Source organism: Shewanella decolorationis (assembly GCF_004354305.1).
GTDB classification, from domain to species: Bacteria; Pseudomonadota; Gammaproteobacteria; order Enterobacterales; family Shewanellaceae; genus Shewanella; species Shewanella decolorationis.
Window position 1 is genome coordinate 770,228 of the sequence record NZ_CP037898.1, and the last position, 21,167, is coordinate 791,394.

The following is a 21,167-nucleotide window of genomic DNA, read 5'->3' on the forward strand; positions in this document are numbered from 1 at the left end:
CTTAGGTTGTTACTCAACCTAAGGTTTGAGGAGTGTTTATGAGCAATATTGTGTGGCACCAACATAGCGTCGACCAAGCGGCCAGAGCCAAACTTAAGGGGCAAAATCCAGTGTTACTCTGGTTTACTGGGCTGTCTGGTGCGGGTAAGTCGACTTTGGCAGGGGCGCTTGAGCGCGCACTGTTTGAGGCGGGCTTTCACACTTATTTGCTTGATGGCGACAATGTACGCCATGGTTTGTGTAAGGATCTGGGTTTTAGCGTCGCCGATAGGGATGAAAACTTACGCCGTGTCGGCGAAGTGGCAAAACTCATGGTGGATGCGGGTTTAGTCGTACTATCAGCCTTTATCTCGCCGACCCGCGAGGAGCGCGATAGCATACGGGCACGTTTTCCTGAAGGGCAATTTATCGAAGTGCATGTGTCGACACCGCTTAACATATGTGAGCAGCGCGATCCTAAGGGCTTGTACGTTAAGGCTCGCCGCGGTGAGATCAGCAACTTTACTGGTATCTCATCACCCTATGAGGCACCCCTCTCTGCGGAGTTAACAATTGATACCAGTAAAGGGGATTTATCTTCCCAAGTCAGTGCATTGATTGATTATCTAACGGCGATAGGCGTTATTAATTCCAGTCGGTTAACCGCTTCGGCTTAGTCGTTAGCTTCTTCGCGATTATTGCTCAATTTTGAAATCCTTGGCAAACAGGGCTTGGAGTGCTTTGAGGTACTCATGGTCCTGTTTAGGCAAAACGAGTTGTGCCAGCTCATCGCCAATCGGCGTTAATCGATAGTAGCTAAACAGCAAGTTACCGCTCTTTGGGGTGAGCTTCATTTGGATACCGGGCATAGTGAGTTGGATCGGAGTTTTGCTATTCAGTAAACCGGTTTCGAACTCACTGCTGTGAAGGATCCCCGCATCGACCAAGGTAAGAATGCTCGAGTAGGGTAACCCAAATTGCGATAGTCCCAAGGTGATGGTCGTATGTTTGCGAAAATACTGCCCGAGTCCGCCAGTCAGTCGATAGCCGCTAATGAGTTTTAAGCGTTGTTCATTATTGACTTTGGCCGCCATACCCAAGGCCTTTTCGAGGATTTGTGCTTCTCTGTGGGTGAGTTGTTTGAGTAGCGCTAAGGTGCGTAGGCTAAAGTTGCCCGGATTGATAATTTCACTGGAGAGAATGCGTGCCCAGAGATCCTGCATCTTTCGATTGTGAATTTGTTCGGCCATCAGAAAAAATTGATGACTCCAGTCGGGATCGAGATCGACTCCTGTGACATCCGATGGCGTATAGCTCAAGGCGAGGGCGAAAATGGTTTCAACATTGGCCTGGTATTGGCTGGCAAGTTTACGCTCCCTATGCTGCGCGCGCTCGGCAATAGAGGCATTGGCGGGACGATATTCTTGCTCGCTGGCAAGCCCGAGTTGGCGCCCGAGTAGCAGAGCCTTTTTACGGGCTGACACTTCCGCTGCGGGGGCTGCTTCATCCGCAAGCATTAAAATATCTGAATCCTTCATGCCTTAATCCTGTGACCTATTCGCTGTTGATATGCGGGATACTTATTTATTCCGCACATCAGCTTAGTCGATTGTAATCCTTAAGTCGCTGCTCTAGATTGCTTTTTTGCATTCAACGATTGAACTTTATGCAAAGCGTTAGCTATCGAGGTGGACTTTATCTATCGCCTTCGTTGGCCATGCCCAGTAGGTTTCATTACCGGGTGATGGATAACGCGGCACATTGAGAGCCAATACTAATGAGCACACTGCAAAGCCTGCACCTATATAGAAGACTAGGGCGGGATCGCTTAGCCACAACAGGCCTAAGAGTACGGGGATAATGACCGCGGCGATATGGTTAATGGTAAAGCTGACCGACATAGTGGCGGCAATATCTTTGCTGTCGGCAATCTTTTGGAAATAGGTTTTCATGGCAATCGCCATCGCAAACAGTAAATGGTCAACCACATAGAGCGCGGCGGCCATATGGGGTTGTTCGACAAGGGCATAGCTGACAAACACAAAAAACAGCCCAATGTATTCCACTGTGAGGGCATTACGTTCACCAATACGGCCGATAAAGCGGCCAATTGCTGGGGCGAAAAGCAGATTAACTACATAGTTGATAAGGAATAAGGCGGTGATTTCGCTAACGCTATAGCCGAATTTCTCGACCATCATAAAGCCTGCAAACACCATAAAAATCTGCCGACGGGCGCCAGAGAAGAAGGTCAGTAAGTAATATAACCAGTAGCGTTTACGCAGGATCACCTTTTTATGTTGCACTTCATGGGTATCAAACTGTGGGTAATACAGGCTCATACTGATCACCATCAGTAAACCTAATACACCAATAATCAAGTACATATGCCAGTAATCTAACTTTAGCCAGGTCATGACTAGCCAAATACTGCCATAACCTACTAAGGCCGCCGCCGAGCGCCATGCGAGAGCTTTACCCATAAATGCCGCGGTGTCTTGTTTATCGACCCATTGCAGGGTGAGGGATTGGTTAATGGTTTCAAAATAATGGAACCCAACTGACATCAGAATTGTGGTCAGATATAACCCCAACACCTGCGGGAAAAAGCCTGTAATCGCCACGCCAATACAAAGCAGGGCTAACGAGAGCAGAGCGAAGGCTTGCTCGCGCACTAACAGCAATACAAAAATGGCGGTAAAGGCCAAGAAGCCGGGGATTTCCCGCAGGCTTTGCAGCATACCGATTTCGGCACCGGTAAATTGCGCTTTTTCAATCACGAAGTTATTGAGCAGGGCTTGCCAGACGGCGAAGACCAGCGACATAACAAAGGTCATCCACAGCAGTAATGCCTTGGGATTTGGGGTTTTATTTGTGTTCATCAATGGGGAACTCAGGCGATAAGTGAACAAATGCTAATGCTTTTACCCCATATTAGCTACCAGTGAGCACTTAGTCAGATTTCTGATTTTGTAACATTTTGATCCCTATGAAGCGGATATTTATTTTTGTGAGCAAGCTAGAATTACCGTATATCCAGTGTTTATTTGGCGCTAAGCCCGTGATCTATTTCATGTAAATCGATGACTAAATCACCTAGTATGCAATATCGTAATAGGCAGTTTGCTTTTTGCGTGATAAACCTAAATGCCGTTATCTGAGTTGTTCCTAATACAGGCGCATTGTGTATATCGTCGTTATCTTCTGTATTACGAGGGATTTAGTCCCACTTTTAACGGTATGTTGAGGTCAACATAAAGCCGCCGTCTTGTCTTTTTTCTGGCCGCTTTTTCTTGTTTTTGTTGAGATAATCGAGGCTTAAGTGAAAAAAATTCTGATCATCTTTTCCAGTGTTCATGGTCACACTCGTAAAATCACCAATCAGTTAGCGCAGCAACTTAAAGAGTTGGGTAATTCTGTGGTGATTGCGGATATTAAGGCTGTTCCAGCGATGGAATCCTTCGATAAGATCATTATTGGTGCCAGTATTCGTCACGGAAAACATAATCCGACCTTGTACGAATTTATTCAAAAGCATCAACAGATCCTCACGCAAAAGGTGAGCGGTTTCTTCTCAGTCAGTTTAGTCGCCCGTAAACCCGAGAAAAACACCCCAGAAACCAACCCGTACATGCAAGCATTTTTAAGTAAAACGACTTGGCGCCCAACCCTATTACAAGTGTTTGGCGGCAATCTCAATTACCAAGGTTATAATGCTTTCGATAGAAATATCATACGCTTTATCATGTGGTTAACTAAGGGGCCTACGGATCCTGTCACCAATGTTGAATACACAGACTGGCAAAAAGTGAATGAGTTTGGCCTTCAGATCCACCAAGCCTAAACGGGTTAATGGAATAAGTCTGTCACAAGGGTAAGCAGCTATGTCGGAAAAATTAATGCAGGCACTCGGTTTTTTATTGGCACGTTTGCACGTTTGGATTGTGCTGTCTTCTGCCTTACTCGTCTGTACTAGCCCGTGGATTTTTATTGGCAGAAGCCTGCGCGCTAATGCCAGCATTTGGGATTACCTGCATGTTTACCTTGGATTAATTTGCGCTGCTCTGGGGATTTTATTTTTACTGCGCAATACCCTTCAAGGGAAATGGCACCAGTACTTTGCCTGGTTAGTGGGAGATTGGGGCCAATTAGCGCAGGACATTAAAGGGCTGTTTAAGGGCAAATTACCCGTTGCGGGCGGTAAGGGCTTATTCAGTACGGTTGAAGGTATGGGCATGTTACTGCTGGTGGCTACAGGATTAACTGGCGTGGTATGGTTTATGTATCAAGGTACCCCGCTCGCGATGATATGGCGTGGATATCATCAAATCTGTGCCGATTTCTTTATCGGCTTTTTAGTTGTCCATCTGATTCTTGCTGCAACTCATATTATTGAATTTATAAGACAATAATTCCCTCGTTAGTATTTCATTTACCCCATCAACCTGTATGTTGCCGTCCGATATTACACATTGGCTTACGAATAAATTGAGCGGTTCGGCGAGTATCAATTCTCTATGCTATTGATACCTCACCGAACCACCTGAGTTGATTAGCTCAAGCGTTTTTGACGGCCAAGAGCAACTGCTGCGGCAAAGGCTAAGAATAACCAGTTTACGCTACCGCCAGAACTCTTAGGTGCCTGAGCATCTTTTTCGACGGCAAGATAGTTAATCAGGCCAATTAATTCATCTAAGGTTTTGATACTACTTAAGTTAACCGCATATTTATCATTCACGATAAAAGCGGGAACGCTTTCAACGCGGAATTGGTTCTGCTGGGCACGCCATAGGGCGAGTTTTTCATCTGTACTCTTGCTGTCGGCCAGTTTGTCGTACTTGGCCGCATCGATACCAAACTTAGCGAAGACTTGTTTAATGTCGTTTCGGCTGTTGATTTGTGACTCGTGCTTGTGCCCTGGTGCGCTGTGGTCATGGCCATTAGCGCCTTCTTCCCCTTGAATCGCGGCAAACATGGCGTGGGTTAATTCATCTTTATTATCTAACTCTTGAATTACAGCCAGTGAGCGCATCACTTCGGTGCCTATGTCGCTATTCATAAAGTCAACATGCTTAGTATCAAATGCGATGCTTTTGTTTAGGTTCGCTTTGATATCAGGCAGATAGTTGGTTTCCATATTGAAGCAGTTATGGCAATAAAAGGAGAAAAACTCGGTCAGTTTTGGCTCACTACTCGGGGCTTTGTCAGAGATTTGAGTGTAGTGAGTACCTTCAACAAAATTAGCTGCAAAGGTGCTAAATGGTGCAACGATTAAGGCGACAGCCAAGGCGATTGGTTTGATCATAGAACCCTCAAAGTCGGTTAGCGTGAATTCATCGTATCGATTGGGATGCGCAATTAACTCAATTGGCGAGATGACTTCAAACTGAAAAATACGCTGGGCTTTTACCCGCGAGATTATGGTTTTAGGTTAGTTTGAGATGCTTAATTATCGCTGAATTCAGCTGCGGATATTGGACTAAATCTGTGATCCCGCTGGAGTTTAACCATAAGAATTGCAGGACTGCAAAGGGGATCACAGTTATAAAAGGGAAAACTTAAGCAATATCCCGCAGGGATTGCCAAGCCTCACAGACCTCACGGAAACGCGCGGCGTCACCTTCGGGTCTATCGGGGTGCCATTTCAGCGCTAAACGGCGCCATTGTTTGCGGATGTCCCTTGGTGTGGCGCTTTCATCCAACTCGAATACTCTCAGGGCATGGCCCTTGTGCATCAAATTCACATTCAAGCCAATATAGCTCTTATAACTGCTCCAGAAGGCCTCTAATAATTCGCGAACTACATTTTCACTGGTGTCGTAGTTATTCCAATCAAGATAGTATTCCCGCAGGGAAGTATCTTCCATTATCAATAGGTTAACGTTAGAAGGGACTAGGCGGAAAATTTGGATTTGCATGGCTTTGACTTGCAACCACTGCTTAGGTAGCAGAATTTCTTGCAACTCAAACAGGGCATTCATCAGTAAAAAATTACGTTTAAAGAGGTCGTTGCCTGGATTTTCATCTAACTGATGAATGAGTCCTCTATTTTGCAACTCAGTCGCAAGATGGTGGATTTTCCAACTTTGGTTGGAGGCTTGTAATACGGATAACACGGGCCAGATTAATGGGTTATCGCCCTTGGTTGTCGATACCTTTGCCGATTGAGCTTCTGCACTGAGTGAAGGTTTAGCGAGTAGCATACTGACAGTCCCATCCTAAGTTGTTATCAAGCAAGAGTGGCGAAATGTAAGGTTTCCCTATATCTATAAGATTATTAATGTTTTTATCTTATTCTGAGCCATTAAATTTACGCATTAGGTACACACTATGCCACAGTGCAAAGTGTAGGCAAAGATGGATTTTAGAGCAATTAGGGCTCTGGTCACTCCGACTTTGGTTGGTTTTAACTGTGATAATTGTATTGTGATAGTCTGGAGTGGAAGCAATAAAAATGCCCTTACTTATCTATGTAAGCAAGGGCATTTATCGTCTTTAGCTTAGATTGGCTAAGAGCTAATGACTTAAATTTCGGTAAAGATAACCTCTTGCGCTAAACGCGACTTAGGTAACTTAGCGTTAAAATCTTCTTCAGAGCGGTAACCTAGAGCGACCACGACAGAAGCGCACAGGCCTTTTTCACGTAAGCCTAAGACTTGATTGAGTTTAGTGGCATCGAACCCCTCAATTGGGCAAGCATCAATATCGAGTACACTTGCGCCTAACATTAAGGTACCGAGCGCTAAATACACTTGTTTTTCCATCCAATGTTGGACGTCTTTTAATTCAAATTTGTGCATATTGGCAAAGAAAGAACGGCCATTATGTTGACCTTGTTTGGCTTCTTCATTGGCAAAACGGCCATCTTTAGCCTCTTGCTCTAGCACTTGCAATAAATGGGCTTCATCGAGTTGAGTACGGGTGCACAGTACGACTACGTGGGAAGCATTGAGAATTTTTTGAGTATTGAAGGCATAGTTTTCGGTCGCTTGTGCGATCAAGGCTTTGCCTTCCGCCGTGCCTGCTAACACAAAGTGCCAAGGCTGCGAGTTGGTCGATGATGGGCTGAACTGCAGTAAGGTCTTGATTTCGGCAATCTTATCGGCAGGAATCGTCTTGGTTGGATCAAAGGCCTTAGTGGTGTAACGCTTTTTAGCGAGAAAACTTAAATCACTCATGTAACGGCTCCAAATCATCTAGGAATACAAATTCAACCTCAGCATTTTAAGCGGGTTTGGGTAAAAAACAATGTGATCAAAACAGCTATCAGTTTCAAAATATTTTTGAAATTAATAGTCGTTTTGCGTCATGAAATGATTAGGGACTTTTTTGAATAGCTGTTAATAGCAAGAGTCAGCTAATGGCGTTATGGCTGGTTAAACAAATTTTTGAGTGCTGTTTTGTTGATAACAGGGATATGGTCGATGCCAAAAATGCTGAGTTAGATCAAAAATCCTCCATAATACAGTTGTAGCACGTGTGGTTTAATCTATTCCTTTTGCTACATTTTTTATTAAGCCGAGCTTAAAGTTTTACTTAGGGGAATGTATGGCGAGATTATGTATGTTGCTAATTGCGCTTAGTCTATTACCACTGTCTTCCAGCTATGGGAAAGAGCTTAAATTTGCAGTTGTTCCCAAATTTTATAGTGTTTTCTTTGACCAAAGTAAAACCGGTTGTGTTGACGCCGCTGCACAAATAAAAGGGGTTGAGTGTATCTACCGAGGACCCGAATTAAGTAGTGTGAGATTGCAAGATCAAGTGATAAATCAGCTTATTGACGAAGGTGTTGATGGTATTGCCGTTGCGGTTACCCAATCTAAGTATTTAATTGAAAATAGCCTTAAAAGAGCAAAGGAAGCCGGCATACCCGTTGTTACCTATGATTCTGACTTTGATGCTTCTATTAACCAAGATCCCAAGAATTTTCGCTTAGCCTATATCGGTACTGACAATTTTGAACTGGGTAAATCATTAGGGGAGGAATTAAAAAAATTACGGCCTAATGGAGGGACGTTAATCATACAATCTGGGCGACCAGATTCCCCCAATTTGAATTTAAGACTGATGGGCGTTCGCTCCGCATTATCAGGGACTACATACAGTGTTCCTCCCGGGAAAATGCTAAATAACGAGCAGGGCTGGACTGAAGTGCGGGAACCTTTGTTTAATTTTGACCAACTTAGTCAAGCGGTTAAACAAATGGAGTCCGTGATGAAAGGTAAGCCAGTGAAGGCCGACTCCTTCGTTTCCGTTGGTGGTTGGGCACAAAATGATGCAGCCCTCTACCGAGAAATGATGGCACCCTATCAAGATAAAATCGATAAAAAGGACATCGTCATTATTATTACCGACACCTCTCCAGAGCAATTAGCTATGTTGAAAGACCGCCTTGCCCATATCAACATTGGTCAAAGTCCCTATGAAATGGGTAGGCAGGCCATTTTGACCTTATATAAAATTGTCACCAAACAAAAATACGACGACATTATCTACACACCTGTGACCTTTTGTACTCAACAGAACTATGAGACCTGCGAAAAACCTGCGGGAATGTAATGCCATAGAGGTTATGTTCTAGAAACAGTTTTAGAGTGTGTAGCCCCAAAGAAGTCACAAACAGATGTTTGCACAGTCTTTTATATCCATAAGTTGGTGATAAAAGATCATCGGCCATCTGTTGCTTGGAGTAGTTTGACTTAACCTATCAATATTCAAACATGACAGTGGATCAGACTTGGTTAGCCTAGTTGTGCGACTCTTACTATTTTTGGGTGGCTTCGGGCGAACGCGCTTTTGCCCCATTCCGTGTATCGGCTCGTTAGCTCAACCGATAATTCCCACTCCTGCTGCCATACAAATTCTTATCTATTTGCCTATGTTTGGCCTTACCAGAAATCGACTAACAATCTATGGGTATACAGTCGTATTTAGATTTAGGTGTTTGGTATGATTTTTAGACAAAATCAGTGCGCACTAATTCCATCCGCAATAAATAAAACGCTATAAAATCAACTGACTATAGAGGATGAGTTTTAGTTAATAGGTTTGGAAAACGCGCATGCGCGTTTTTCCAGATGGTGTATTTTATAAAAAGCTGATAACTTCTGCATAAACAGATAGTTAACTGTGCGCATTTTTACTGGTCTAACGTGATAAACGCGCATGCGCACTAATAAAATGTTAACCCCAATGGAGAGTTCATTGCCACAAACGAAATTGGAAGTAGAGCTGCCAGAATCTGATTGGCACAACTACGGGTCAGAAACCTTATGGGGAACTCTTATAGAGGGCGACATTTATCAAATTGATAATGTGCCAGTTTTCGCTTATGGACTTTCGTGTGGCGATAAGGTTCGTGTAGTTATCGAAGAAGGCAGGGCGTTTCCAATCGTTGAAGAGGTTGTTGCCGGCGGCGGTCATTCTACCTACAGGCTCATGATGCCATCTCAGCGGGGCGCAGAACACAACCCAGAATTTGAAAAGTATTGGAAGCCACTAGAAGAAATTGGTTGTAACTTCGAGGGTTATGATGCAACAGTAATTGCTATCGATGTTCCATCGCAAACAGATATCTATCAAGCATATAGCTTGCTTCAAGCTGGCGAAGATAATGGCGTATGGTCGTTTGAGGAGGGGCATTGTGGTCATCAGCTTGAGGGTTAACAAGTCAAAGCACTCGGACTTGGTAAAGCTGTCACCTTTTTTGTTTCAAAAAAGCCGCCATCTTCACCAAGCCGGTGTTTGAGGCGTTAGCCCATAGAAATTTTCATCTGAGAATGACGAGTTAGAGTTAATAACCTAACTCATTTATGTCCCAAAGCATGCTGTGTGTTTCTTTAAAACCTGCAAACTACACCGATGCTAAAAGGGTGAGCCATGGTGATTAGCGAGACGACCGTCCGCCCCAAGGACGGGGCGGTCGAGCATCCACGGATGGACTCGCTGCGTGTCGTCGAGCAAACACCATGGTTCGCCTTTCAACATGGGCATGAATTTAATGACTAAGCAGTGATATTAGCCTTTCAATTTTTCACGCTCTTCTGTCTCAAAGCATGCAGAGTCTCATCAAGCAAATACCATTGTTCACCTTTCAATGTTGTATAAGTCTTTATTACCTCAGCACCTTACTTAAAAAGCTTTGGGTTCTGGCTTCTTTGGGGCTGGTGAATAGTTCCTCGGGGACATTGGACTCCACCACATAGCCGCCATCCATAAAGATGACTCTGTCGGAAACATCGCGCGCGAAACCCATTTCGTGGGTCACAATCACCATGGTCATGCCTTTTTGCGCTAAGTCCTTCATTACATCCAGCACATCGCCGACCATTTCAGGATCGAGTGCCGAGGTGGGCTCATCGAATAGCATCAGGTCCGGCTCCATCGCCAGCGCGCGGGCAATGGCAACCCTTTGTTTTTGTCCACCCGAGAGACTCGAAGGATAGGCATTGGCTTTATCCTGCAAACCCACTTGAGTGAGCAGCGACAGCGCCTTGTTATCGGCTTCGGCTTGGGTCATTAACTTTAGGCTTACAGGTGCTAAGGTAATGTTTTGCAATACGGTTTTATGGGGGAATAGGTTGAAGTTTTGGAACACCATGCCCACTTTTTGCCGCAATTTATCGACACAGGCATCCTTGGCGGTAATGGATTGCCCTTCGATTTCAATATCCCCTTGGGTGGGTTTTTCTAACAGATTGATGCAACGTAAAAAGGTACTTTTACCGCTGCCGCTGGGGCCGATAACACTCACCACTTCGCCTTGGCGAATATGTTCGTTGATGCCCTTAAGGACCGCATTATCGCCGTAACTTTTGTGTAGGTTGGTTATGTTAATCACTTTGCTTCAACCTCTTTTCGAATTTCGACAGCATAAATGTGAAGCTGTAGGTCAGGAACAGGTAAATCAGTGCACAGGTAAAGAGTGGGATACTGTCTTCAAAGGTGCGGCTACGGATAATCTCGCCCGCCCGCATCAAATCAACGCCGCCAATAAAGCCAATTACGGCGGTTTCTTTGAGTAGCACGATAAACTCATTGCCTAACGCGGGCAGAATATTCTTAATCGCCTGCGGCAGAATAATCAGCTTCATGGTCATCGCCTGTGACAGGCCGAGCGAGCGAGCTGCTTCGGTTTGACCTTTATCGACGGCTTGGATCCCTGCGCGAATAATCTCAGAGATATACGCGCCGCTGTTTAAACCAAAGGCGATAATGGCTGCAGTAATTTTATCGACATCGAGCGCTGCCAGTACGATAAAGTAAAGGATCACTAACTGCACCACTACAGGCGTTCCGCGGATAACGCCAACATAAAGTTCGGCGGGAAAGCGGATATACCACTTAGATGACATCTTCATCAGTGTGGTGCCCACGCCTAATACTGCGCCTAATAACATGGCGAAGAAGGTCACAGTCAAGGTGACTTTTAAGCCGTTTAAGATCAGCAGTATGCCTATCATGCCGTCGTCGCCAATCGGGCTAAACAACGAAGTATTGATTGCTTCTAACATAGGGATCACTTGATATGGGCTGAAACAAGTGCCTGATACTGGCCGCTTTCTTTCAGGTTTTTCAGCGTATGATTAATACTATTGAGGAGTTCGGGTTGCTGTTTGGAGACGGCAAAACCATAAAACTCGGGAGGAAAATCCAGCTTAATCAGTTTGAGATCGGGGTTTTTCGCCAGATAGTTCGCCGCGGGCTCGCTGTCGAATAGCACTAAGTCGACTTTGCCATTTTTCAGTTCCATGATGGCTTCAAAGCCTGTGTTAAACGCCGTGACATTTTGGGTGTATTTTTTAGACATCATATCGGCGGTTGAGCCGAGCTGTACCGCAAAGTGTTTATCTTTAATGTCATCAAGGGTATGAATGGTGTCGTTATTTTTATTCACGAGCAGCACTTGAGTCGCTTCGTAGTAGGGCTCCGAAAAGTTAACGCTGGCTTGGCGCTCTGGAGTGATGGTCATGCCTGAGGCGATAAAATCAATCTTGCCAGAGTTTAGCGCGACGATCAGTGAATCGAATTTCATGTTTTCGATTTTAAGCGTCTTGCCGGCATCCTTAGCGATTTGCTTGGCAAGTTCAATGTCGAAGCCTTTGATTTCGTCGCCACTTTGTCCTCCAACGTATTCAAAGGGCGGGAAGGCCGCATTGGTACCAACCACTAAAACATCGTTGCTTTTCCCACATCCAGCTAACAACAAGGTGGCAGTCAGCGCTAGGCCGCCTAATAACATGGATTTTTTCATTTAAGACTCTCTTTTGAATGACTCGCAATGTGGCGACTATAGGGATATACAGCATGGGTGTCAATAATTATGCTTTAAAAATGATTAAAAATTCATTGGTGAGTGTGGGTAATTTAGATAGGATTCTATGTTTAATAGGATAGTGTTATTTGATATCAATAGATTTTTAAAAAGTTACCAAATTGTTTAGGGTGACCGTGAATAGCAATTTCACGGTTTTAAACCGCGAGATATGCAATTTTTTATTCACTTTGGCGAAAGGGATGGATTTTTATGAACTATCTCAGATACAAATGGTAAAAACTTCATTAAATTACACTTAAATCATCTAATCTTAATGCAGTATTAAACAGTATTTTATGGAGCGAAATGTGAGATACCTAACTCTGGCACCAGTGGCACTCCTTCTCGGTTTAACCACCTCAGTCAGTGCAGAAGAATCCACCCAATGGCATTACACCATGGGGATACATGATTTTATTGTGGAGCAGGAGAGTTCACATACCTTTGGATTCAACGGCAATATTATGATTGAACATACCACTGCATCGGATATTTATTTGTCTGCGGTGCTGGATATGTTTATCGATATTGATACGGATAAGCTGGATCCTGACCATATTCCAATGTGGTTCAAATCGGAATATGCCGCTCTTGGAGAGCTTTATCGTTTTTCTCCCGAGTTGTCCTTAGGGTGGCAAGTGGATTTGCAGGGCAAGCGTAACACCGTAAGTTCAGTGGAGAAGCAGGCGAAGTTTTTTCCCGGCCTCACAGCCAATTATCATGGCAAACAAACCAAAGCCCAGCTGAAAGCGGGCGCGGGCTATTACTATTTAGAAATCGATGATGACGTCCCCCGCACCCGTGGTTACGATCGGGGTGACTTTGGTAATAGCGAGTTTGCTTATACTGTGATGGGCAGTTTTGGCGTTGATTTTACGCCAAAATTTGATCTGAATTTAGCCGCTCAAACCTGGAACGATGGCGACCAATGGCTTGAGAATCAATACCGTTTGACCCTGAGTTATGACACCGATTATTGGGAAAAGGGTAGCCAATGGTTACTGTATGTTGAACATACTGAATATAACTTGGACCCCTATGCTAAGGTGAGCGTAAATTCGCCCAATTACTTACCCATCCTGCCTTGGGATAACGATACCTTAGTGCGACTTAGTTTAGTCGTGCCTTGGTAGTATTACTTTTGGGTTAAGTGTTTCTCCACTAACGCAATCATCGCCTGCGCCGCAAAGGACAATACCTGTTCTTTGCGCCAAAATAGCGATAACTCCCAGCGCAGTTCATCGCTCGCCAATGGAATATTCACCACCCCCGACACGCTGTAACGCCGCGCAATAGAGCGCGGCAGTATCATCACACCTGTTCCCGCTGCCACCAGAGCGATACCAAAGTCGGCTTGGCTGACTCGAGTGATGTTTTTAGGAGTAAATCCTGCGTGTTGGCAAGCGGTTAACACCAGTTGATACAAGGTATATTCGGTCTCAAACATCACTTGCGGCTCATTGATTAAGTCGTGGATTGACAGTATTGGCCGTGAGGTGAGGGGATTTTCCTTGGGCAGCACTACCACCATAGGATCGTTAAACACCCGAATGCCGTGGTAACCATCGTCGAGGTTGATAATCCCGGTTGCCAGTTCGATTTCACCCTTTTGAATCGCTAAGGTTTGCTCGACGCCGCCGCGCACCAGCAGATGCATATCAATTTGCGGATATTGCTGGCGATACTTGGCAATAATAGGAGCAAAAATCTCAGCACTGCCGAGCGGCGCGAGACCGAGTTTTAATTCGCCAGCAGTTAAACTGCGCTGGGCACTGAGTTCGGCCAACATGCGTTGTCGGCCAGCGAGTAACTCCTTGCCATGGCGATAGACCACTTCTCCCGCTTGGGTGAGTTTGACCTGAGTGCCACGTTTGCCGCGCTCGAGTAGCACGAGATCCAGTTCTTCCTCTAATTGGCGCAGCGCCTTGGAAAGGGCGGGTTGGGTGAGGTGAACTTTTTCGCTGGCCTTACCAAAACCGCCGGCATCGATGATCTCGATAAAATAACGCAGCACTTTAAGATCCATTATCTTCCCTATAATTCATTCTTAAAATTCATGGATTACATTCTTAATATTCATTTTTTTTATCAAATAGGCAAGCCTAAAATAATCCCATAGCAACTTTTAGTGTAAATCGAGAAACCGCATGTCTTTCCTACAAGCCGCAATACGTCGATGCCGTCATGGGGCTTTATTGTTAACTCAAATTGGCCTCTTCTGTTTATTGTCTTTCGCCTGCCATTGGTTTGCGACTTGGGCGCATTCACCTGTGCCTGGTAGTGTGCTGGGTCTAGGTATCTTACTGATTTTACTTGCGACTAAATTAATCCCCGAAAACGCCGTGCAGCTTGGTGCCGCTTGGCTGATAGGTGAGTTGCTGCTGTTTTTTATCCCGCCAGTGATCTCTGTGATCAAGTACGAAGGCCTGTTTGAGCAATATGGGGTGAATATTCTCTTCACCTTAGTGGTGGGCAGTGTGTGCGTGATGGTGGGGACGGGATTTGTGGTTGACCGAGTATTTCGTTTCGAGCGTCAACTCAATATCAAAAAGCATGCACGCCGCCATGCTAAGGCCGCCTAATGTTGAGCCTTAACTTAAGCCCTGAGGCTGTTTCTGAGTTGCTGTTTTCGCAGACGGGATTGGCGCTTATCAGCTTGTTATTAACGCTGTTCTGTTACTTTGCGGCCAAGCGATTATACAGGCTCCACCGTGTGTGGTGGTTGGCGCCGATTGTGCTCGCGCCTGTGGTGATAACGCTCTTAGTGTTTAATCTCGATATTCCGCTGCCAACTTATTTTGAATATACCCATTGGTTAATGGCGATGTTGGCACCTGCGACGATCGCATTTGCTTTGCCGATTTATCGGGAGCGTAAACTTATTCGCCAATATCCGTTGACCATTGCCCTTGGGGTGATAGCAGGACTGTTGCTGGGTATGATCTCCAGCTGGCTGTTAGTGAAATTTGTGCCGCTGCCAGTCGAGTTATCGAAGAGTTTATTGGTGCGCTCGGTATCTACGCCCTTTGCGATGGAGGCCACAAGCGCCTTCGGCGGTGTGCCAGAGCTGACCGCCATGATGGTGCTTATCACTGGCATTATCGGCATGTTAGTGTGCGAGCCGCTGTTCAAGCTGATGCACATTCGTACATCTTTAGGTAAAGGCGTGGCACTGGGCGCCTCGGCCCACGGTGCGGGCGCCGCAAAAGCCAGTGAGTTAGGCCAGCAAGAGGGCGTTATTGCCAGTTTAACCATGATTTTTATTGGGATTGCCATGGTGCTGGGCGCGCCCGTATTTGCCGTGATTTTCAGTTAGAGTGAGTCAGTTATTCGCTAAACTTGCGTTAATCTTCTCCACCTTTATTGCGATTTTGTTTGTTTAAATGATGTTGTTTTGCCTCTTAGGGCGCTAACCTCTGCTTGGGTTATGCGCCCATTTTTTTAGCTGGCGGCGAATGTTGAAATCTAGTGACACTCAATTAAATCGAATAGGGATATAGGATGGATAAGCAAACACGGGTATCGAATGTGACATTGAGACCCATAGGACAAGACGATCTGGAATTGATCTTCACCCATCAGCAGGATCCGATAGCATCCCAATTGGCACAGTTTCCCTCGCGGGATCGCGAGGCGTTTTACCTTCATTGGCAGCAAAATATCCTCGGGCAGGCATCGGTGCTGGCACGGGGGATAGAAGTCGATGGCTTGCTCGTTGGCAATATCGGCCATTGGCATATGGATGGTCAGGCGATGATTGGTTACTGGATCGACCGTGCATTTTGGGGTCGTGGGGTAGCAACACTAACCTTAAGCGCGTTTTTACCTTTAGTGACCTCAAGGCCGCTCTTTGCCCATGTGGCTCAGCATAATGTGGCGTCCCAGCGGGTGTTGCTGCGCCATGGGTTTATTCAGACGGGGAACACTATCCAAGAAGAAGGGGATGTCGCCCCATTGATTGAATTTAAGTTGTTATAGTGCGGCTGTGTTGTGAGTAGGAAAACGGCTTAACTCTTCAAGCTATTTGAAACCTTATGTCAATTTCCTACAAACCATAATCAATCTACATACAACTCTGCAGCAATTATTCAAACGCCTGTTGCGAACGGCCATTTTGCCTAGAAAATTTTAATACTATTTTCATAAACTGGCGCCAGTATTGAATATTGTCACTATGAGATATTCCATTGCGACGAAATTATGTTAGATTCTGGCGAACTGATGGAGATAGAGGTATGGTTATCACTGTCATCAACAGTTCTCCACAGGGCAGTCACTGCAATAATGCTTACTTTTGCAGAGAAGTGTCAGGAAGTTACACCAAATCAGAGTCTGCTTATGCAACCCAATTTATTTCCCGAACAAAGACATTTAAATCGTGAGCCGATGGTGATGCCGTCGGTGGAAGCTCAGTCTACCCGTAGTCGTTTACAACGCATGGTAGGCAGTGTGCTACTCACTTGCAGCGTGTTGTTAAGCTTATCTGCTTGTGCCGCGGGTAAGGCGAGTGCACCGCAGGAAGAAGAGTTTAGCTACGCCTGGTTGAAAGGCTATGCCCATACGCTGGCGACTGAGTCCTATGTGAGCCATAAGGGTGAGTTGCCAAAAAGCTTACAGGGCATGAGCTGGGATGATTACCAGCAGTTCCATTTCAAGAAAAAAGCCGCCCTGTGGCGTGAGGATGATTCGGAGTTTCGCGCCGAGTTATTCCACTTAGGCCTGTACTTCGATACGCCTGTGCATATTTACCAATTGGAAAATGGCAAGGCAAAGCTTATCGAATATTCGTCTTCCATGTTCGATTACGGCAAATCCAAGGTAAAGGGTAGCCAGCTACCAAAAGACCTAGGTTTTGCTGGGTTTAGAATGCAGTTTAATACCGACTGGCAGCGTGACGTGGTCGCCTTCTTAGGTGCCAGCTATTTCCGCGCCGTAGGTCAGGAAATGCAATATGGTCTATCTGCCCGTGGTTTAGCGGTAGACACTGCGCTGCCTAAACCTGAAGAATTCCCCATGTTTACCCGTTTCTGGTTAGAGAAACCACAACCGGGCTCTAATATTGCGACTGTGTACGCTCTGTTAGATTCACCAAGTGTAACAGGGGCTTACCGTTTCGATATAGAGCCGGGTGAACGTTTAAAAATGAAGGTCGATGCGGCGATTTACCCGCGTAAGGCCATCGAACGTTTAGGCGTTGCGCCACTGACCAGTATGTACATGGTGGGTGAAAACGACCGCCGCACGGGTTACGACTGGCGCCAAGAGATCCACGATTCAGACGGCCTTGCCATGCACACGGGTAACGGTGAGTGGATTTGGCGTCCGCTGGGCAACCCAAGCAACCTGCGTTTCAATGCCTATAGCGATGAGAATCCAAAGGGCTTTGGTTTAATGCAGCGCGACCGTAATTTCGACCATTATCAAGATGATGGTGTGTTCTACGAGAAGCGTCCAAGCCTGTGGATTGAGCCAACGGGTAATTGGGGTAAAGGTTCGGTGCAGTTAGTGGAAATTCCAACACTGGATGAAACCTTCGACAATATCGTGGCGTTTTGGAACCCCGCTGAGCCCATTCAGCCTGGCCAAGAACTACTCTACAGCTACAACATGTATTGGGGCGGTATTCCACCCGTTCAGTCACCCCGTGCTCGCGTAGTCGATACCTTTACTGGTATTGGTGGTGTGGTTGGTCAAAAGCGTAAGTACTATAGCAAGCGCTTTGTGATTGATTTTGCTGGTGGTTCTTTACCTATGCTGGGTAAAGATACCCAAGTGAAGGCGGTGATTTCTACCTCTCAAGGTCGTGTCGAAATTGAATCTGCTCGCCCACAACATGCGATTAACGGTTACCGCGCTATGTTTGACTTAGTGCCACCAGAAGACAGCGTAGAGCCAATTAACCTCAGAGTATACTTAGAGGTCGATGGTCAGCCGTTAACTGAGACTTGGATGTACCAATGGACACCACCGCCAATGAACGAGCGTGAGTTGCATAACGCCGGTCATCTGCAGTAAGCCGTGACTCAGTTTTAAATCTTAAAACGCCAGCCCAGTGCTGGCGTTTTTATACTCACTCCTTAGTTAATTGCAAGCCTGATACGAGGTTATTGAGGAGTAATTCACTTTTTGACAATCTAAATAATTTTTCACTGTCAAAGAGACCAAGCTTAGGCGTAATCTGTGGCGTCCTCGTTATAGGTTAGCGATTCATGTTTGAGATATTGACTTCTATCGGCCTGGGTTGGTCGGTAGCTTTAGTGCTAGCAGTGTTATTTGTGCTGGCGTACGAATTTATCAATGGTTTCCACGATACCGCCAACGCTGTTGCCACAGTTATCTACACCAAGGCGATGCCCGCCAATCTCGCGGTGATTTCTTCAGCTCTGTTCAACTTTGCCGGTGTGCTACTCGGAGGGCTTGGCGTGGCCTACGCCATAGTGCATTTACTGCCGGTGGATTCATTATTAGGAATGGATTCGACCCAAGGGCTGTTGATGGTGTTCTCGCTACTCTTCTCGGCCATTATTTGGAATTTAGGTACTTGGTATTTTGGTATTCCAGCTTCCAGTTCCCACACTTTGATTGGTTCGATTATGGGTGTTGGTGGCGCATTTGCTTGGATACACAATGAACCTGTACTGCATGGTATCAACCTTACCAAAGCCACGCAGATTATGCTGTCGCTGATCATCTCGCCCACGCTCGGTTTTGTGCTGGCGGGAGTACTTTTGTTGCTAATGAAGTTCGTGTGGCAAAAACACAAGATCCACCGTACTCCCGATGAGCAATTTCAGATTAATGGTAAACGCCATCCGCCGTTCTGGGCGCGCGTCAGCCTGATAGCGTCGGCTATGGGAGTGAGCTTCGCCCACGGTTCTAACGATGGCCAGAAGGGCATTGGTTTAGTTATGCTAGTGTTGATTTGTATGGCACCAGCGTATTTTGCCCTCGACATGAGCAGCCAATCCTATGATTTAGAAAGAACACAGGATGCTAACCGCCGCATTATGGCTATCTACAGTCGTAACCAAGCGCAGATTAGCAATCTGGTGGATGTGCAGGCACAGGTGAGTGCCAATGACAGTTTGCTCAGCCACTGCTCGGCCCAAACTGTGCTACCAGCCATGTCTTTGCTCGATCGCCGTTTAGATAAGGTCAGTAGTTTTCAGGAGATGAGCGTCGAAGAACGTCGAGAGGTGCGACGCTTGCTGCTCTGTATCGATGATACTGCACGCAAGGTCGCGAAATTAGACTTACCTGCCAAGGAGTTAACCTCTCTCAATAAATGGCGTAAAGATTTAACTAAGTCGACCGAATACGCGCCTTTGTGGGTGATAGTAGCGATTGCCACTGCCTTGGGCTGTGGCACTTTAGTCGGCTGGCGCCGCATTGTTTATACCGTTGGTGAGAAGATTGGCTCCTCGGGAATGACCTACAGCCAAGGGATTGCCGCGCAAGTGACAGCCGCTGCATCGATTGGGATTGCCAGCGTGACGGGCATGCCAGTATCGACTACGCATATTTTGTCTTCGGCGGTGGCAGGGACTATGGTGGCCAATCGTTCAGGGCTTCAAAGCCAAACGATTAAACAGATATTACTCGCATGGGTACTGACTCTGCCTATTACTATGCTCTTATCGGCCTTGGTTTTTATTACCGCTAACGCTATTTGGGGTTAAGCTAAATTTCTTTTACCACGTCAGTTGCATCTGCGCGGCGGACTCTGCCAAGGCCTTATGCAATTGAATCGTCGGCAAGCTGACCTCATCGGCCAGTTGTTGCTGCAATTGCTGATATAAGCGCGCCGCTAATTCGGGCGCGGTTTGGTTATCAGGCGTATGGATAAACAGATAAGGCTCACGGCCTTCTTTTATCCACAGCGCGAGTTGCCGCAACCAGTTGTTAAAAAAGCTATCGTTATTCTTGACTTGCAGCTGATCGTTGCTCGCCGCTAACGCTTCAATCGTGCCGTCCGTTTGGCCAATAAAACGCACCACGGGTGTAGTTGCAGTCGCGATAGCATGAACGGGTACCTGTGGCTTTTTCTTATGGGCATCGATAATTGCTTCGTTAGCGGGCGGCAGGGCAAATAACGGTCGGCTGTCCATAATAATGCGATTAACTTGCCTGTCCATCAGCAGGCGATTTAGCGCCCGTTCGGCATCTCCCTTAGCAAAAAAGGCTAAATGGCGAACTTCTACGCCATAAGTTAAACCTTGCGGTAACAGATCAAAAAAACGTGCTAATGCGGGCAATTGTTCCGGACCGAAGGCTGCGGGGAGCTGAATTTTCCACAAACCGGTTTTTTCGACCAAGGGCGACATGACTTGGAAGAAGGCCAATAATTCCTGCTGACAATTCTGCAACTGTCTTTGATGGGTGATGGTCTGTGGCAGTTTAAAGGTAAAGCGAAAGTCATCTGGAGTGGCACTGTGCCAATTCATCACAGTTTGGGCATTTGGCGTAGCGTAAAAGCTGGTGTTGCCTTCCACTGTGTTGAAGATACAGGCATAGCGGGCAAGTCTGTCAGCCTGTTTAGTACTTGAACCATAAACACTTTCTTGCCAATGGTTATGGGACCACATGGCAAGTCCTAGACGTAAATTTTGTGCAGTATGGCAAGGGGATTTGAATGACGCCAAAAATGCTCCTAGTTAAAACTGATTATGGGTATTTATTGGATAGATGTGCTGTGACTTTTATCATGGCGGATTTATATCTGTATTGTGCTTAAATCTAGTTTGCTAGGTCAAATATACTACTTTATCTGCTGCGTTTGGCGGTTAACGAGTTTAAGTGAACATGGAACTGTTAGGGTAATTAACCTACTCTAATAGTATGTTATTCTGTGCACTAAGTTGTAGGTATCAAG

The 21,167-nt window shown here is 45.9% G+C and carries 21 protein-coding genes; 11 read left to right on the forward strand and 10 right to left on the reverse strand.

Annotated features, from left to right (window positions below; all coding sequences use genetic code 11):
* Positions 1–38: 38 nt before the first annotated feature.
* A complete protein-coding gene (gene cysC / locus EYR25_RS03400; protein WP_133178548.1) occupies positions 39–656 on the forward strand; it encodes an adenylyl-sulfate kinase in 618 nt (205 codons plus the stop codon).
* 18 nt (positions 657–674) lie between these two features.
* Here cysC and EYR25_RS03405 read toward each other — a convergent pair whose 3' ends face one another.
* Together EYR25_RS03405 and EYR25_RS03410 are read right to left on the reverse strand one after the other, a co-directional pair.
* Positions 675–1,517 carry a TIGR03899 family protein gene (locus EYR25_RS03405; protein ID WP_023268417.1) on the reverse strand — a complete coding sequence of 281 codons (843 nt, stop codon included), beginning with the start codon at positions 1,515–1,517 and terminating at the stop codon, positions 675–677.
* A gap of 138 nt (positions 1,518–1,655) precedes the next feature.
* On the reverse strand, positions 1,656–2,861 hold the full coding sequence (locus EYR25_RS03410) for an MFS transporter (protein ID WP_133178549.1): 1,206 nt from the start codon (positions 2,859–2,861) through the stop codon (positions 1,656–1,658).
* A 440-nt stretch (positions 2,862–3,301) separates the two neighbouring features.
* Between EYR25_RS03410 and hemG the strand changes: the two genes are divergently transcribed.
* Together hemG and EYR25_RS03420 are read left to right on the forward strand one after the other, a co-directional pair.
* A complete protein-coding gene (gene hemG, locus EYR25_RS03415) occupies positions 3,302–3,823 on the forward strand; it encodes a menaquinone-dependent protoporphyrinogen IX dehydrogenase (RefSeq protein ID WP_023268415.1) in 522 nt (173 codons plus the stop codon).
* A gap of 40 nt (positions 3,824–3,863) precedes the next feature.
* The gene (locus tag EYR25_RS03420; RefSeq protein ID WP_133178550.1) at positions 3,864–4,391 is read left to right on the forward strand and encodes a cytochrome b/b6 domain-containing protein; all 528 of its coding nucleotides are present in this window, start codon (positions 3,864–3,866) and stop codon (positions 4,389–4,391) included.
* Positions 4,392–4,531: 140 nt separating this feature from the next.
* Here EYR25_RS03420 and EYR25_RS03425 read toward each other — a convergent pair whose 3' ends face one another.
* From EYR25_RS03425 to nfsB, 3 genes are all read right to left on the reverse strand, one after another.
* Positions 4,532–5,284: a thiol:disulfide interchange protein DsbA/DsbL gene (locus EYR25_RS03425; RefSeq protein WP_133178551.1), complete on the reverse strand. Its 753-nt coding sequence runs from the start codon at positions 5,282–5,284 to the stop codon at positions 4,532–4,534.
* 253 nt (positions 5,285–5,537) lie between these two features.
* Positions 5,538–6,182 (reverse strand): DNA-J related domain-containing protein, encoded by a 645-nt coding sequence (locus EYR25_RS03430; protein WP_133178552.1) that lies wholly within the window; start codon positions 6,180–6,182, stop codon positions 5,538–5,540.
* Between the two features lie 321 nt (positions 6,183–6,503).
* A complete protein-coding gene (nfsB, locus tag EYR25_RS03435) occupies positions 6,504–7,157 on the reverse strand; it encodes an oxygen-insensitive NAD(P)H nitroreductase (protein ID WP_133178553.1) in 654 nt (217 codons plus the stop codon).
* A gap of 370 nt (positions 7,158–7,527) precedes the next feature.
* Here nfsB and EYR25_RS03440 point away from each other — a divergent pair, with 370 nt between their 5' ends.
* Positions 7,528–8,538, forward strand: a complete 1,011-nt coding sequence (locus tag EYR25_RS03440) for a substrate-binding domain-containing protein (protein ID WP_133178554.1) — start codon at positions 7,528–7,530, stop codon at positions 8,536–8,538.
* 645 nt (positions 8,539–9,183) lie between these two features.
* Positions 9,184–9,645 carry a DUF4265 domain-containing protein gene (locus EYR25_RS03445; protein WP_165953458.1) on the forward strand — a complete coding sequence of 154 codons (462 nt, stop codon included), beginning with the start codon at positions 9,184–9,186 and terminating at the stop codon, positions 9,643–9,645.
* 448 nt (positions 9,646–10,093) lie between these two features.
* On the opposite strand, the gene EYR25_RS03450 is transcribed toward EYR25_RS03445, so the two are convergent.
* Genes EYR25_RS03450 through EYR25_RS03460 form a run of 3 tightly spaced genes read right to left on the reverse strand, consistent with a single transcriptional unit; the run spans position 10,094 to position 12,232 of the window.
* Positions 10,094–10,819 carry an amino acid ABC transporter ATP-binding protein gene (locus EYR25_RS03450; RefSeq protein ID WP_133178556.1) on the reverse strand — a complete coding sequence of 242 codons (726 nt, stop codon included), beginning with the start codon at positions 10,817–10,819 and terminating at the stop codon, positions 10,094–10,096.
* Positions 10,812–11,492, reverse strand: a complete 681-nt coding sequence (locus EYR25_RS03455; protein ID WP_133178557.1) for an amino acid ABC transporter permease — start codon at positions 11,490–11,492, stop codon at positions 10,812–10,814. Before EYR25_RS03455 ends, EYR25_RS03450 begins: the two co-directional genes overlap by 8 nt.
* Before the next feature lie 5 nt (positions 11,493–11,497).
* Complete coding sequence (locus EYR25_RS03460) at positions 11,498–12,232, reverse strand: basic amino acid ABC transporter substrate-binding protein (protein WP_133178558.1); 735 nt, start codon at positions 12,230–12,232, stop codon at positions 11,498–11,500.
* A 371-nt stretch (positions 12,233–12,603) separates the two neighbouring features.
* Here EYR25_RS03460 and EYR25_RS03465 point away from each other — a divergent pair, with 371 nt between their 5' ends.
* The gene (locus tag EYR25_RS03465; RefSeq protein ID WP_133178559.1) at positions 12,604–13,428 is read left to right on the forward strand and encodes a hypothetical protein; all 825 of its coding nucleotides are present in this window, start codon (positions 12,604–12,606) and stop codon (positions 13,426–13,428) included.
* A 2-nt stretch (positions 13,429–13,430) separates the two neighbouring features.
* Here EYR25_RS03465 and EYR25_RS03470 read toward each other — a convergent pair whose 3' ends face one another.
* On the reverse strand, positions 13,431–14,321 hold the full coding sequence (locus tag EYR25_RS03470; protein WP_133178560.1) for a LysR family transcriptional regulator: 891 nt from the start codon (positions 14,319–14,321) through the stop codon (positions 13,431–13,433).
* Between the two features lie 121 nt (positions 14,322–14,442).
* On the opposite strand from EYR25_RS03470, the gene EYR25_RS03475 reads away from it, so the two are divergent.
* From EYR25_RS03475 to EYR25_RS03495, 5 genes are all read left to right on the forward strand, one after another.
* Entirely contained in the window at positions 14,443–14,877 is a 435-nt protein-coding gene (locus EYR25_RS03475) for a CidA/LrgA family protein (RefSeq protein ID WP_133178561.1), read from the forward strand.
* Positions 14,877–15,611, forward strand: coding sequence for an LrgB family protein (locus EYR25_RS03480; RefSeq protein WP_133178562.1), 735 nt, complete (start codon positions 14,877–14,879; stop codon positions 15,609–15,611). Before EYR25_RS03475 ends, EYR25_RS03480 begins: the two co-directional genes overlap by 1 nt.
* 185 nt (positions 15,612–15,796) lie before the next feature.
* Complete coding sequence (locus tag EYR25_RS03485; RefSeq protein WP_133178563.1) at positions 15,797–16,273, forward strand: GNAT family N-acetyltransferase; 477 nt, start codon at positions 15,797–15,799, stop codon at positions 16,271–16,273.
* 360 nt (positions 16,274–16,633) lie between these two features.
* Positions 16,634–18,310 (forward strand): OpgD/OpgG family glucan biosynthesis protein, encoded by a 1,677-nt coding sequence (locus EYR25_RS03490; RefSeq protein ID WP_039978641.1) that lies wholly within the window; start codon positions 16,634–16,636, stop codon positions 18,308–18,310.
* Between the two features lie 194 nt (positions 18,311–18,504).
* Positions 18,505–19,974, forward strand: a complete 1,470-nt coding sequence (locus EYR25_RS03495) for an inorganic phosphate transporter (RefSeq protein ID WP_133178564.1) — start codon at positions 18,505–18,507, stop codon at positions 19,972–19,974.
* Between the two features lie 12 nt (positions 19,975–19,986).
* Here the strand turns inward: EYR25_RS03495 and EYR25_RS03500 are convergent, their stop codons facing one another.
* Positions 19,987–20,880: a DUF72 domain-containing protein gene (locus EYR25_RS03500; protein WP_023268398.1), complete on the reverse strand. Its 894-nt coding sequence runs from the start codon at positions 20,878–20,880 to the stop codon at positions 19,987–19,989.
* Positions 20,881–21,167: the final 287 nt, after the last annotated feature.

Bases quoted from the DNA above. Each gene is read 5' to 3' on its own strand.
- EYR25_RS03495 (WP_133178564.1), top strand. From the start codon at position 18,505: ATGTTTGAGATATTGACTTCTATCGGCCTGGGTTGGTCGGTAGCTTTA.
- nfsB (WP_133178553.1), bottom strand. From the start codon at position 7,157: ATGAGTGATTTAAGTTTTCTCGCTAAAAAGCGTTACACCACTAAGGCC.
- EYR25_RS03490 (WP_039978641.1), top strand. From the start codon at position 16,634: ATGCAACCCAATTTATTTCCCGAACAAAGACATTTAAATCGTGAGCCG.
- EYR25_RS03460 (WP_133178558.1), bottom strand. From the start codon at position 12,232: ATGAAAAAATCCATGTTATTAGGCGGCCTAGCGCTGACTGCCACCTTG.
- EYR25_RS03500 (WP_023268398.1), bottom strand. From the start codon at position 20,880: ATGTGGTCCCATAACCATTGGCAAGAAAGTGTTTATGGTTCAAGTACT.
- EYR25_RS03485 (WP_133178563.1), top strand. From the start codon at position 15,797: ATGGATAAGCAAACACGGGTATCGAATGTGACATTGAGACCCATAGGA.
- EYR25_RS03425 (WP_133178551.1), bottom strand. From the start codon at position 5,284: ATGATCAAACCAATCGCCTTGGCTGTCGCCTTAATCGTTGCACCATTT.
- EYR25_RS03440 (WP_133178554.1), top strand. From the start codon at position 7,528: ATGGCGAGATTATGTATGTTGCTAATTGCGCTTAGTCTATTACCACTG.
- EYR25_RS03475 (WP_133178561.1), top strand. From the start codon at position 14,443: ATGTCTTTCCTACAAGCCGCAATACGTCGATGCCGTCATGGGGCTTTA.
- EYR25_RS03430 (WP_133178552.1), bottom strand. From the start codon at position 6,182: ATGCTACTCGCTAAACCTTCACTCAGTGCAGAAGCTCAATCGGCAAAG.
- EYR25_RS03480 (WP_133178562.1), top strand. From the start codon at position 14,877: ATGTTGAGCCTTAACTTAAGCCCTGAGGCTGTTTCTGAGTTGCTGTTT.
- cysC (WP_133178548.1), top strand. From the start codon at position 39: ATGAGCAATATTGTGTGGCACCAACATAGCGTCGACCAAGCGGCCAGA.
- EYR25_RS03405 (WP_023268417.1), bottom strand. From the start codon at position 1,517: ATGAAGGATTCAGATATTTTAATGCTTGCGGATGAAGCAGCCCCCGCA.
- EYR25_RS03470 (WP_133178560.1), bottom strand. From the start codon at position 14,321: ATGGATCTTAAAGTGCTGCGTTATTTTATCGAGATCATCGATGCCGGC.
- EYR25_RS03455 (WP_133178557.1), bottom strand. From the start codon at position 11,492: ATGTTAGAAGCAATCAATACTTCGTTGTTTAGCCCGATTGGCGACGAC.
- EYR25_RS03420 (WP_133178550.1), top strand. From the start codon at position 3,864: ATGTCGGAAAAATTAATGCAGGCACTCGGTTTTTTATTGGCACGTTTG.
- EYR25_RS03410 (WP_133178549.1), bottom strand. From the start codon at position 2,861: ATGAACACAAATAAAACCCCAAATCCCAAGGCATTACTGCTGTGGATG.